This window comes from Pseudomonas sp., from assembly GCF_033723075.1.
Lineage (GTDB): Bacteria > Pseudomonadota > Gammaproteobacteria > Pseudomonadales > Pseudomonadaceae > Aquipseudomonas.
In genome coordinates, this window is record NZ_JAWVXU010000043.1 from 1 (window position 1) to 12,681 (window position 12,681).

Annotated in this window: 7 protein-coding genes and 4 pseudogenes; 4 read left to right on the forward strand and 7 right to left on the reverse strand. The window is 62.4% G+C overall.

The genetic code is table 11. The annotated features are described in order from the left end of the window. Nucleotides 1–997: pseudogene (locus tag R3355_RS23830) on the forward strand (IS630 family transposase); the annotation flags it as partial. Between the two features lie 503 nt (nt 998–1,500). On the opposite strand, the pseudogene R3355_RS24470 reads toward R3355_RS23830, so the two are convergent. The 6 genes and pseudogenes from R3355_RS24470 to R3355_RS23865 form a co-directional block, all read right to left on the reverse strand. After that, nucleotides 1,501–2,172: pseudogene (locus tag R3355_RS24470) on the reverse strand (integrase core domain-containing protein); the annotation flags it as partial. Between the two features lie 264 nt (nt 2,173–2,436). Next, nucleotides 2,437–2,592, reverse strand: a pseudogene (locus tag R3355_RS23845) (IS5/IS1182 family transposase); the annotation flags it as partial. A gap of 63 nt (nt 2,593–2,655) precedes the next feature. Further along, a complete protein-coding gene (locus R3355_RS23850; RefSeq protein WP_318963615.1) occupies nt 2,656–4,224 on the reverse strand; it encodes an efflux transporter outer membrane subunit in 1,569 nt (522 codons plus the stop codon). 58 nt (nt 4,225–4,282) lie between these two features. Then, nucleotides 4,283–5,362 (reverse strand): lipid A deacylase LpxR family protein, encoded by a 1,080-nt coding sequence (locus tag R3355_RS23855; RefSeq protein ID WP_126589729.1) that lies wholly within the window; start codon nt 5,360–5,362, stop codon nt 4,283–4,285. Further along, nucleotides 5,359–8,685, reverse strand: coding sequence for an efflux RND transporter permease subunit (locus R3355_RS23860; RefSeq protein WP_318963617.1), 3,327 nt, complete (start codon nt 8,683–8,685; stop codon nt 5,359–5,361). The genes R3355_RS23855 and R3355_RS23860 overlap by 4 nt, the downstream gene beginning before the upstream one ends. Next, nucleotides 8,682–9,782, reverse strand: a complete 1,101-nt coding sequence (locus R3355_RS23865) for an efflux RND transporter periplasmic adaptor subunit (protein ID WP_150056066.1) — start codon at nt 9,780–9,782, stop codon at nt 8,682–8,684. Before R3355_RS23865 ends, R3355_RS23860 begins: the two co-directional genes overlap by 4 nt. Before the next feature lie 99 nt (nt 9,783–9,881). Here R3355_RS23865 and R3355_RS23870 point away from each other — a divergent pair, with 99 nt between their 5' ends. From R3355_RS23870 to R3355_RS23880, 3 genes are read left to right on the forward strand one after another with little or no spacing between them, the layout of a single operon-like run. After that, entirely contained in the window at nt 9,882–10,541 is a 660-nt protein-coding gene (locus R3355_RS23870; protein ID WP_025167808.1) for a CerR family C-terminal domain-containing protein, read from the forward strand. A gap of 59 nt (nt 10,542–10,600) precedes the next feature. Beyond that, the gene (locus R3355_RS23875) at nt 10,601–11,209 is read left to right on the forward strand and encodes a hypothetical protein (protein WP_126589732.1); all 609 of its coding nucleotides are present in this window, start codon (nt 10,601–10,603) and stop codon (nt 11,207–11,209) included. 57 nt (nt 11,210–11,266) lie between these two features. Next, nucleotides 11,267–11,992: a hypothetical protein gene (locus R3355_RS23880; protein WP_126589733.1), complete on the forward strand. Its 726-nt coding sequence runs from the start codon at nt 11,267–11,269 to the stop codon at nt 11,990–11,992. Nucleotides 11,993–12,272: 280 nt separating this feature from the next. On the opposite strand, the pseudogene R3355_RS23885 reads toward R3355_RS23880, so the two are convergent. Beyond that, a pseudogene (locus R3355_RS23885) lies at nt 12,273–12,681 on the reverse strand (IS630 family transposase); the annotation flags it as partial.

Genomic DNA, 12,681 nt, shown 5'->3' on the forward strand with positions numbered 1-12,681 from the left:
GCAACGTGCCCGAATTCTGTTGCTGCTGGCCAGCGGTCTCACGCCCAAGCAGGTGAGTGATCGGTTGGAAGTTTCGGCACCTGTCGTATTCAAATGGCGCAAGCGCTATCAGGAAGCTGGCCTCGATGGGCTGAGCGATCTCCCGCGTAGCGGACATCCACGCAAGCTCGACGAGGCGAAGATTAAGGAAATCCTCACCCTGACGACCCAGCGTGTACCGCGTGAGGCGACACACTGGAGTCTGCGCCTGATGGCCAAATACGTGGGCGTTACCGTCTGGCAAGTCGCCCAGGTATGGGCCGCTGCCGACCTCAAGCCCCACCGGCTGAAGACCTTCAAGATCAGCAACGACCCACACTTTGCTGGCAAAGTGGTCGATGTGGTTGGGCTGTACCTGAACCCGCCTGACAATGCGATGGTGCTGTCAGTGGACGAGAAAACCCAGATCCAGGTGCTGGATCGCACCCAGCCCATGCTGCCGCTCAAGCCGGGTCAGATCGAACGCAGGACGCATGACTACAAGCGTCACGGTACGGCCAGTTTGTATGCCGCCTTCGACATCCTGACGGGCCAGGTCATTGGTCGCATCACCCAACGACACAGGGCCAAAGAGTTCCTTGAATTCTTGCGACAGATCGACCGCGCGACGCCTGCCGAGCTGGATCTGCATTTGATTCTGGACAACAGCTCGACTCACAAGACAGCCGCCGTCAGGGCATTGCTGGAGAAGCATCCCCGCTTCAAGCTGCACTTCACGCCGACCAGTGCCTCATGATTGAACGCCGTAGAGGGTTGGTTTACTCAATTGGAACGGCGGGCGCTGTATCGCAATGCGTTCAGCAGCGTGGCGGATCTGAAAGCGGCAATTCGCCGTTTTATCGAAGCCCATAATGAACATTCAGCCAAGCCATTTCGCTGGAACAAAACGGCTGAATCCATCATCAACTCTGTTAGTCGCGCAAAGCTCACCGCAATCAAGAATAAGTTATTGAATTAACCAAACAGTCCGCTAGGGCCCCCCTAAGAACTGTACGTGCGACTTTCACCGCATACGGCTCAATCCGTTGTAAGCCCGATCAAGAGCCGATCTATCTGCCTTGATTCCTTCTGGGTACAGATGGATCTTCACAATCCGCTCTGAGCTGGCCAGTTTCCGCTATACGGACTCAGGTCGCGGACATGGGGAACCCATGCTCTTGCGCGCTGACCTGCACCCTTTCAGGCCCAACCTAATCTTCGCTCATGTGTTCAACGACCACGCAGAAGTCAGCCCGGTTTCCCGTGGAGTAATGTTCCAACCCCTTTCCGAGCCATTACAGCCCGGCATTCGCTTTCTCTACGGAAGGTCTGAAGTAGTCGCGATTTTCATGGTGTTTTTCTCAACGACTCGAAAAAACAACGTCTCAATCGAAAAAACGGATCATTTTCCACCTTCAAATGCATAGTTTTGCGCCTTGAGGGGGGAATCCCCCCATTTTTAGCACTCGCCAAAAGTAGAGGTCAGGCCGCGCGGGCCAACTTCTGTTTGGGGGTGATACCTCCCTGGGCCATGTTTGGCCGTTCGTGATTGTATGTCCACATCCAGCGAGTTGCATGTTCCTGCACCTCGGTGATCGACTCGAACAAATAATGCCCCAGCCAGTCGTAACGCACCGTGCGATTGTAGCGCTCGACGTAGGCGTTCTGCTGTGGATTTCCTGGCTGGATGTACTCCAGGCGAACGCCGCGCTTTTCCGCCCACAGAACAAGCTTACTGCTGATGTACTCCGGGCCGTTGTCACTACGGATGGTCTGTGGTTTCACACTCTTGCGAGCCGGAGTGATGAGTAGCTTGCCGGTGTACTTGCGTACGTTCTGGCCCAGAAAATCGAAGCCTTGCGAGATATGCGTTATCTGAGTCTTTTCATCAGAGAGTTCCAAGCCTCGCTCTTTCAGGAACGCCTCAATTGCAGGACGAACCTGATGTTGCAAAACAGCTTTCGTGGCCCCTGTGATGATGAAGTCATCGGCATATCGTACGACGTGTATCTTGAATGGCTTACGCTTGCGCTCTGTCGAAGCCACGCTTGCATGGACGACATCTTCCAGGCTATGGACTACCCCCGCTCCGATAGACATCCCCGGCCTATGCAGCGTCCAATTCGCAAGTACCGGAGAGATAACGCCTCTCTGGTTGAATCGCTCCCTTGGCATCGCAATGACAGATTTCCATGTTCCGTACATGTGCCTGAATGATCGTCACGCCACCTCTATGCCGGATACCGCCAGACCAGAACCCAGGCGCCCGTCTGACTTGTCCCAGAGCGTTGTCGAGTCTCTGGTTTCGATATCGTCTGCAATTATCGACACTTCTTCGATGGTTCACTTACGTTCGTCTCAATCAATCATACCTGACTGACTCTTGGTCAGCCTTTTCCCGTGGCGCTCACCACACACGCTCTTTACGTATGCAGCCCAGGGTGGTTTCACATAACCGAACTGGCGCTTGATCACTCTGAATGGGTGTTCAACCTTTGCCTTTGCCTTCTCGATCTTGCACTTGGCTTTATATAGAGCGCTACGCTTGCCCAGTTTCTTGTAGGTGCCACGGCGAGTACGACGATGAATGCGATGAGACGGTGGCTTGAGGAAAGACATTTGTGCCATTGCGCAGCCTTACTCTTGATGGGGGAGCCTGGTGGTAAGGGAGGGATTCGACGGACTGCCGGCAGTACTCTCGACAGTACGGTCGAAACCGGCGCCACCGCCGAGCGCGGCATACAGGGCCACCTGGCTGGCCAGCAGCTGTCGGCGCACCTGAACGAGTTGTTGCTGTGCCTCCAGCTGGTTGCGCTGCGCGTCCAGGACTTCGAGATAGGCGGCGGCACCGCTGTCATAGCGCAACTGCGCCAGCCGGGCGCGCCGGTCCTGCACATCGCGGGCCTGGCGCAGTTGCTCGACCAACTGCGCCAGCGCCTGGCGAGCGGAGAGCGCATCGGCCACTTCGCGGAAGGCGTTCTGAATGGTCTTCTCGTAGCTGGCCACGGCGATGTCGCTGCGCACCTCGGCCAAGTCCAGCGCAGCGCGGCGTCGCCCGCCATCGAAGATCGGCAGGGAGATCGTGGGTGCGAACACCCAGGTGCGGCTGCCGGACTCGAAAAGACCGGCGAGTTCGGCGCTCAATGTGCCGAAATTTCCTGTCAGCGCAATGCGCGGGAAGAAGGCAGCCCGAGCCGCACGGATGTTGGCGTTGGCGGCGGCGAGCTGGCGCTCGGCCGCGATGATGTCGGGGCGGGCCGTCAGCAGGTCGGAGGGCAGGCCAGCATCCAGCGCGGCGAAGATGGCCTCGTCGCGCAGCGCAGGCTCGGCGATGGTTAGCTGCTCGATGGGCGCGCCCACCAGTTGGGTCAGCGCATGGGCCTGCGCCGCACGGGCCTGCTGAAGCTGCGTGCCCAGCGTGCGGGCCTGGATCAGCAACGTTTCGACCTGGGTCAGCTCCAGGTCGGAGGTCGACCCCATCTCGTTGCGGCGGCGGAAAATGCGGTAGGACTCCTCGCGGCTGGCAATGGTCTGATTCGCCAGCGCGATGCGCTCATCGTAGTCGCGCTGGCTCAGGTAGGCTTGCGCGACGGCTGTGATCACGCTGGCCCTTACGGCGCGTTGTGCATGGTCGGTCGCCAGGTAGTTCTGCAGTGCGGCCTCATTGAGGCTACGCACCCGGCCCCACAGGTCGAGTTCCCAACTGGTCAGGCCGACCGCTAGGCCAGCCACCTCATGGATGGCAGGTTCTCCGGTCAGAATCAGATCGTCCGGCACGCGTGCGCGAGCCCCCACGCCGGTCAGACCGATCATCGGGAACTGCTCGGACCGCTGGATACCGTGGGCGGCACGCGCTTCCTCGACACGCAGCAGCGCCAGGCGTAGGTCGCGGTTGTTCGCGAGTGCCTTCTCGATCAGCGCGCGCAGTTGCTCGTCGACTACGTAGTCGCGCCATGGCGACTCCACAGGGCGGATGCCTTGTCTCTCGGCAGGCAGGGCATTGGCAGGCCAGTGGGTGGCCACCGGCAACTCCTCGGGCACTGCGCGGATGTTCAGGGTGGGCGCGCAGCCCGCGACGGCCATTGCCGCCATCACGCATCCCAGATGCCACACGGCACGCTTCAGGAGGGGGAAAACTTCAGCCCTGTGCTTTGCGGCAAAGGCCGGCCCTCCGAGCCTGCCCGATCCAATTACCGTACTCCGCATGAGAGATTCCTTACGCTATGAATGACCAACCAATAACGATCTGCGCAGCCCATGCAGATCAAAACCTGCGGTTGATGGTGAAACTGCCGTAGACGGGCAACTCCTTCTGCTCGCGGAACTCCCGCGTGCGTAGGTGGTGCGCGAACGCAAACTTCCAGTCGCCACGGGTCACCGCGATGCCCTGGCCGACGTCGGCCACGGAGGAGCGCTTGTCGACGCTATGGCTGTTCTTCCAGGTGTTGCCATCGAGCGTGAGGTCGTAGAGCACCCAACGGACGTCGGCGGCGACGAAGAAGTGTCCGGCCCAGCCGCGGTACGTGTTGCCGGAGACCGGCGGTGCGGTGTTCTCTCCTGCCGGGCGCAGTGGCGAACTGCCGAAGTCGTCGGGCAGCCGCCAACCGATACGCCACTCGGCGCCGAAGTTGGCATGGGTGCCGAAGTTGCCCAGCGCGCCGCCCCAGTGAGTGATCATGTCCTGCGACAGACCGCTACCACGTGCGAAAGGCACCGGCGGCAGATCGTGGCGGCGCATGCGCTCATGCAGGAGCTGGAACACGGGCTCATCACGCAACTGGTGATCCCAGCCATTGAAGTGAGGGCTGCCGATCACCTTGTGCACGCTGCTCTGTACCTCATTGCCGCGTGCGGAGGGTCCCACCATGCCCAGCCGCAACTGGTTGGTTGTCAGGTGATCGCCCTTGCGGGCGTTGTAGCCCACACTGAACAACAACACCGCAGCGTACGGGCGATCGTCTGGAGTCAGCTCCGAAGGTCCGTGATCTTCCGGGGTGAACAGGCCTTGCCCGAAGCTGGCAATCATGTTGATCTGGTCGAAGTCGTCGACCTGCAGCCATGTCAGGCCACGGTTGATCCACCTGGCGGCTGTCGGCAGGAAGGGGTCGTCCAGGTAATCGAGCAGGTTGGGCGACACCAGCGTCACCAGCAGGCCGTTGGTATAACCCTGATCCTGGGATCTGCCGCCGAACAGGTCGTTGTCCACGCGCAGACTCACAGTCGGCCGGCTGATCTGATCCAGCACCGACTGGCATTCCGACGCCATGGCTTCGGTCGCCAACAGCGCGGCAGCGCACAGCGTTGCCCCCAGCCAGGCAGTCCGACGGAAAACTGCATGATTCATTGGGTGTTCTCCTTATCGACGGCCAGGCCTGCTTGCGGCGTAAGCCCTTCACGGCGTAACGCGTCGAGGTAATAGAGGGTGGGCACAACGAAGACGGTAAGCACCGTGGAGGCCAGCGTGCCGAAGATCAGCGAGATCGCCAGCCCGCCGAACACAGGGTCGGGCACCATGATGGCCGAGCCGAGGATGATGGCCAGCATGGTCAGCAGGATGGGCCGCAGCCGCACCGCACCGGCCTGACGCACGGCTTCTGCCAGCGGCATGCCCTGCTTGAGGTTGTCCTGGATGAAGTCGATGATCAGCAGCGAGTTGCGCACCACCACGCCCGAAAGCGCGATGATCCCGACTATTGAGGTGGCTGAAAAATCCGTGTCCAGCAGCCAGTGCCCGGGCAGGATGCCGATCGCTCCCAGCGGCACCGCGGCCATCGCGATCAGCGGGATCAGGAAGGAACGGTAGTAGGCCACCAGCAGCACGTAGACCGCCGCCAGCGCCGCGCCGAGGGCGGCGAGCATGTCGCGGTAGATGTTCAGCGTCAGCCGCATCTCGCCGTCCCACAGCAACTGGTAGCCGTCGATGGTGTCGGGCACAGTCTCGCGCAGACCGAGATTGCCGATCGCTAGCGGCTGCCCGTCAGGTGCGCGCATCCCTGACAGTCGCTGCGTCAGATCGAGCACGGCATAGGTGGGCACGCTGCGCGCCAATTCGCCGCCGATGAAGATGACCGGTTCGTTGTCCTTTCGCAGGATCGGCCGATCGGCCTCGGCGGGCACGCGCCGCACTATTTCAGCCAGTGGAATCTGCCGGCCTTCGGCATTGGGCACGTACAGCCCTTCAAGCCGTGCCGGATCGGGCTGTGCGGCGCGTGGTACGTAGGCGCGGATGGACACCGGATTGCGTTCGCCGTCCAGGTGCGCGCGGCCGACCACTCGGCCGCCGTAGGCAATGTCCAGCACCTCGGCGATCTGCGCGGTCGAGACGCCCGACAGCGCGGCCTTCTCGCGGTCGGGCACCAGCCGCCACTGCGGCATATCGGTCGGCTCGCTGTTGCTGATGTCCACCATGTCATAGGTCTGGACAAATTCAGCCTCGACCTGACGCGAGAGTTGCCGCAACACCTCCAGATCGGTGCCGTAGAGCTCCGCCAGCACCGTGGCGCGCACCGGCGGGCCGGGAGGGTCCTCGACCAGGCGAATGCGCGCGCCGGGATGACGGGCGCGGATCGCCTCGATGTCCGGGCGCAATGCGTGGACGATGTCGATGGAACTCTCGGAGCGGTTGTGCTTGTCAGTCAGGTTGACGCGGATCTCGGCAATGTGCTCGCCGGTCAGCAAGGAGGTGCCCTGAATCAGGCCGTTGAAGTCTGTTACTCCGGTTCGGCCGACCCAGCTCTGGTAGTTCGTCACCTGAGGAAGCCGGGCCAGTACCCGGCCGATTTCTCGCACCAGTCGGTCGGTTTCCTCCACCGGGCTGGCCTGCGCGGCCTGAAGCACGATGCTGAAGGTGTTCTTGTTGTCCTTGGGCAGAAAGCCCAGCGCCACGCCCAGATAGGGTGCCGGCCCGCCAATGCCGGCCGGTCGCACGAACTGCCAGCCGCCCTGGGCCAGCGACAGCCCCATCGCTACCGCAATGCCGATCGCCAGCCAGCGGCGCACCCGCGGGCGCTCTTGCAGCGGGATGAAAAACTTCAGATAGGTACGTTGTAGCCAGTCCGGCCTGGACTCGTGGTGGTCATCACCTTGCGCATTACCAGCCACGGCCGTGCCGGCAGGTTGGGGCCGCTTGAGCCAGCGGTTGGCTGCCCACGGCGTGATGATGTAGGCCACCATGATCGACGCCAGCATCGCCACCGGCACGTTGAAGGCCAGCGGATAGAAATAGTCTCCGGCCATGCCGGTTATCAGCAACAACGAGAGGAACACCAGCATGATGGCGAAGGTGGCCAGGTTGGTGGCGTTGCCAATCTCGTTGGTCGCAAGGACGGTGACTTCTTCCTTCGAGCCGGGCGTTCGGGCGTGGTGGTAGTGACGATGGATGTTCTCGATCACCACGATCGCGGCATCGACCAGCAGACCAAGCGCCAGGATCAGAGCAAACAGCGTGATGCGGTTGATGGTCACGCCGCCAAGCAGGTCGACGGCCAGCGTGATCGAGAAGATGACCGGCACCGTCACCGAGACGATCAGCGCCTCGCGCCAGCCCAGGAACAGCAGCATCACAAAGCTGACCGTGACCAGTGCGATTATGATGTGTTCCATCAGGCCATTTACGGCATCCTCAGCCTTCTGACCGTCGTCGCGCGTCACCACTACGTGCACCGCCTGCGGAATGAAGCTGGCCTGCATGCGCTGCACCCGGTCTTTCACTGCGCGCGCGACTGCGACGGCGCTTTCGCCTTTCTTCTTGGCCACGGCGATGGTCACCGCCGGCATTTCGCCGATGGCTTCTTCGGCGCGCGCATCGCCAGGGCCGAAGGCAAACCGGCTGAGTTGCGTGATCTCCTCATTTGAGCCGTCGGTGACGGTGGCGACGTCGCCGAGCTTGACCGGCTGCCCGTCGTGCACACTGACGACCAGGTTGCGGATTGCCCTGGCCGAGTCCAGGTCACCGGCAAAGCGCAGTTCGTGTGTCTCGTTGCCGGAGACCGGTCCGTTCAGCGTCAGCGCGGAATTGGCCGCCGTAAGCGCCGCCTGTGCGGTCGCCAGCGAAATCGCGAAGGCCTGCATCCGCACTGGATCGAGCGCCACGCCGATCTCGCGGTCGCGACCGCCGTACACCGTAACCCCGGCTGCGCCGGGCGTGCTACGCAAGCGCTCGGCCACCGCGTCAGCCAGGCGCTTGAGGCCGTGGTCGTCGTAGGCGTCGGATGCCAATGTGACGGTGACGATGGGCACATCATCGGCATCCACGGCCTGGATCAGCGGAACGCCCGCATCCATCGGCAGGCGAGCGCGGCTGGTAATCACCCGGTTGTAAAGCTTGACCAGCGAATCCTCCGGCGGCTCGCCGACTTTGAACTGCACCTGCACCGTGCCCAGGCCCGGACTGGCGTTGCCGTAACTGTGGTCGACGCCGGTCATCTCGCTGAGGATGCCTTGCAGTGGCGAAACCACCAGCCGATCCACTTCCTCAGCGGTGGCACCCGGCAGTGCGACGACCACCACGGCACCGGGCACGACGATCTGCGGGTTCTCCTCGCGAGGATTCAAGAGCACGGCCAGAGCGCCGAGGGCCAGTGCGCCGAGCACGAACACGATGGTCAGCTTGGACGTGATGAAGCTGCGCGCGAGCCGGCCGGCGAGGTTCAGGGATGACCCGCTCATTGAGCGGGCACCACTGGCACCAGGTGGGCGCCGTCGCGGACCGATGGATCGATCCGAGCCAGCACTTGTTCGCCCGCGGCCAGTCCGCTGGTGACCAGCACCTGGTCTCCGAACCGCTCGGTCAGGCGCAGCCAGCGAAACGCCAGCCGTTCGTCTTTGCCGACCACGAATACGCCGGTCAGCCCGCCTTGTTCGGTGAGCGCCGCGGCGGGGATCGTCACCGCCGTTGCGCTGTGCGCGCTATTGGCAGGCAGGCGCACGCGACCGAACATGCCGGCCAGCAGCGCGCTGTCCGGAGGCAGGCTGATCTCGACCGTGTAGCGCCGGGTTGCCGGATCGGCCGACGGCACGATGGCGCGCACCGTGCCCGTGACAGGCTGATCCTCACGCTCGTCGATCAGCACCGGCACTGTGGCGCCGGAAGCGAAGGCATGCAGGCTGGCCTGTGGCGCAGAGAAGCGGAACAGCAACTGGTCGCGCCCCTCCACGGTCAGCAGCAATACGCCCGGCTGCACGATGTCGCCGTCGCGCACGTGGCGCGTGATGATGGCACCATCGATCGGGCTGGTCACGCGCTGGTCGCGCCGGTTGGCTTCGGCGATCGCCATCGCAGCGCGTGCCTGCTCGACAGCAGCCGCCACGACCTGGGCGCGCAACTGATCCTGCTCAAGATCCGTTCGGGAAACCCCGCCGGCACGCGCCAGCGGTTCGTTGCGAGCGACATCGGCATCGGCCTGGCGCTGTTGTGCCTGTGCAGCATGCAACGCCGCGCGCGCCTGCTGCACGGCACCCTCGGCCTGTTGCGCATCGATCGTCACCAGAACCTGGCCGGCCCTTACCGGCTGGCCTTCATGCAGCCCGGGGGCCCGTACTGTGCCTGCCGTGCGGGCAGCTAGCTGTACCCTCTCGTCGGCCACGACCGTGCCGCTGGCCAGGTCACCGAGGGCCACCTCGGCTTTGCTGGCGGTGACCACGGGCAGCGCCACCGACGGTGGCTCCACCGGTGCGACGTGCTCTGCACCGCCACAGGCGGCGAGCGTGAGCGCTGTAATGAGTACCGCCAGTTTATGGAGCAGCATTGGGACGAGTGGGGTCATATCGCATGGTTCCCAAGGAGGGCTTCGATCCGAAAGCCTTTATTTGATTGTTCGTTCGAACGAACTATAATTTAAATACGTTAAACGAGGAAGACGTGCATGACAGCACCAAGCGGGCATGAAGTCCGTAGCGCCAAGACGCGAGCGCAGCTCATCGAGGCTGCCATCGATGTGATCGGCGCGGTGGGCTACGAAGGGGCTAGCACTCGGGCCATCACGCAGGTGGCGAAGACGCCGCTTTCAGCCATCCCTTACCACTTCGGGGGCAAGAGCGAGCTCTACATGGCAGCCGCCCAGATGATTGCCGAGTACGCCCGCGAGCGTTTCGGGGAGGTCATCCACATTCTCGATGCACCGGCTTCCGGAAGCGAATCCCAGGCATTCGAGAAGGCACTCCTTCATCTTCTGCACATCATTCTGAGCAACGCAGAACCGCACTCATGGACGTCATTCGTCGCGCGCTGTGCCTACGAGAACGACGAGGCGTTCTCCCTGATCCACAAGCAGGCGATCGAGCCCATGCTGCAGCGTCTCGTAGAGGCTGTGACGGCCATCTCGTCTGGCGATCTCGGCATCGCCGCGGCCCGGCTGCGGATCAATGCGGTCGTGACGGCCATTTTCAGTTTCAGGTTCCTGCGCGGCGTCATGGTCCGCGGCATGGACTGGGAGAACCTGCAGGACGATGGCGCCGCTCAGCTCGAAAAGATGATCAGCGACCTCTGCCGCAGCAGCTTTCTCCCCGTCAGGCCCGCCACATGACACTGTGTTCACAAGATGGCGCTCCGGCTTTTTACCCACCCAAGAAAGGTATTGACGTTATGAACACTCAAACCCATATCCACGAAACCATTGCATGGGCCAAGCAGCGCCTGGACGAACTGGACGCGGGTATCGCTGCGGCCGAGAAGTCCCTGGACGAAGTGAATGGCGACATCCGCCGGGAAGCCGACGACGCACTGGCTCGCCTTCGAGAGGCACGAGGCAAGCTCCAGGTTCATTACGACAAGCTCCGCGCCGAGACCGGTGCCACCAAGCAGGGCGTCAAGGCTGTTCAGGACGCACTGGAAGCAGAATGGGTCGAGGTGGAAGCCGCGTTCCATTCGTTCACGTCCGCCGTTGGTGAACATGCCCAGACGGCGCGGGGTATCGTACTCGCCCGTGTTAAGGCCCAGCGCAGTGCGTGGGAGGCCTCGCTTCAGGAACTGCGTGGCCAGACTGCGGATGCCGTGGAAAAGGCCCGCGCCGAACTCGATGCCGCCATTAAGCGCGTGTCGGACGAAGCCGAGAAGTTCCAGACCAGGATTGGTGAAGTCAAGGATGCCGGCGACGCGTCCTGGGAAGCCGTCAAGAGCGGGCTTGAGGAAGCCAAGCAGGTGCATTCCCGCACGATCCAGAAGATCCGCGACGCGCTCTCTAAGCCGCTCTGAGCGAGGGAGAGCTTCCTCTTCGCATGAATCTAATTTGATTTGGCAAGGAGCTTGAGCATGAAACCCCGTCTATCCACCGTGGCATTGGCCGTGCTGGTGCAGGCAGGCCTTGCGCAGGCACAGGCACAGGCACAGCAGTCATCAGAATCTACCCCGGCAGCCCAAGCCAGCGAACCATCGCTCGCCAGGCAATCCATCGAATGGTCACAGACACGCCTGACCGAACTGGACGCCGCCATCGCCGTGTTTGAGCAGAATCTCGCCAAGCGCAACGGCAATACTCGCGCCAAGGTTGAGGTTGCACTGCAGGAGCTGAAGGGCAAGCGCGACGCCTACCGGGCCGAGGCCGAGGCGGCTGCCGCCCAGGCCAAGATCCGCAGTGAGCAGGAGCTGGCGCAGGCCAGGCAGTCGCTTGACGATTCCTGGACGGCGTTGCAGGGCACCAAAGACCGTTATCTCGATACCGTGCAGGCCGACGTTGCCACCCGCAGGGCAGTCCTGCAGGCCGAATTCGATGCGCGCCAGAAGGCATGGCAGGAAGCCATCGATGGACTCAGTGCCGATGCTGCTTGGCTCTCTGCCGAGCAGCGTGTCGCTATCGAGGTGCGCATCGAGGCACTCAAGGTCAGAGTCGAAGAGGAGAAAGCCCGCGCCGCACGACTGCGGGACGCTTCCACACAGGCCTGGGAAAACGCAAAGCAGAGCTATGCCGAAGCACAGCAGAATTTCGCTCAAACCTATTCCTCGATTCGCGAGTCGATCGCAGAGGCGGCCAAGAAGTGATGATGTGACCATGCGGCAGTACTGCCGCATGCGGCCTCTCGCATGGGGGCTGGCGCCGCTTTGGCTTGTCGCCCAGCCGGTCCTTCCGGTACTGACGAAAGGCAGGAGCTTGCAGACCGGAGTTCCGGGCATCAGTGACCTACTGACGCTTGCTTTGTCGCCAGACTCAGGCTGGCTGTGCCCCCCCCCCGAGGCTGCATTGACCGGATATTGACCAGACGCCGCTCCACTTGCGGAAGCCGCATCGGGGGAGCCTCCGCCAAGCTGTCCACCCGAGCGGATCAGTCGAGCTCAGGTACAGCCCAACCACATCGACCACTTTGTCAGCAAAGTGTGGGTCGTTGCTGATCTTGAAGGTCTTCAGCCGGTGGGGCTTGAGATCGGCAGCGGCCCACACCTGGGCGACTTGCCAGACGGTAACGCCCACGTATTTGGCCATCAGGCGCAGGCTCCAGTGAGTCGCCTCACGCGGTACACGCTGGGTCGTCAGGGTGAGGATTTCCTTAATCTTCGCCTCGTCGAGCGTGCGTGGATGTCCGCTACGCGGAAGATCGCTCAGCCCATCGAGGCCAGCTTCCTGATAGCGCTTGCGCCATTTGAATACGACAGGTGCCGAAACTTCCAACCGATCACTCACCTGCTTGGGCGTGAGACCGCTGGCCAGCAGCAACAGAATTCGGGCACGTTGC

Coding starts and splice junctions, on each gene's coding strand:
- R3355_RS23850 (WP_318963615.1), bottom strand. CDS start 4,224: ATGCGGAGTACGGTAATTGGATCGGGCAGGCTCGGAGGGCCGGCCTTT.
- R3355_RS23855 (WP_126589729.1), bottom strand. CDS start 5,362: ATGAATCATGCAGTTTTCCGTCGGACTGCCTGGCTGGGGGCAACGCTG.
- R3355_RS23860 (WP_318963617.1), bottom strand. CDS start 8,685: ATGAGCGGGTCATCCCTGAACCTCGCCGGCCGGCTCGCGCGCAGCTTC.
- R3355_RS23865 (WP_150056066.1), bottom strand. CDS start 9,782: ATGACCCCACTCGTCCCAATGCTGCTCCATAAACTGGCGGTACTCATT.
- R3355_RS23870 (WP_025167808.1), top strand. CDS start 9,882: ATGACAGCACCAAGCGGGCATGAAGTCCGTAGCGCCAAGACGCGAGCG.
- R3355_RS23875 (WP_126589732.1), top strand. CDS start 10,601: ATGAACACTCAAACCCATATCCACGAAACCATTGCATGGGCCAAGCAG.
- R3355_RS23880 (WP_126589733.1), top strand. CDS start 11,267: ATGAAACCCCGTCTATCCACCGTGGCATTGGCCGTGCTGGTGCAGGCA.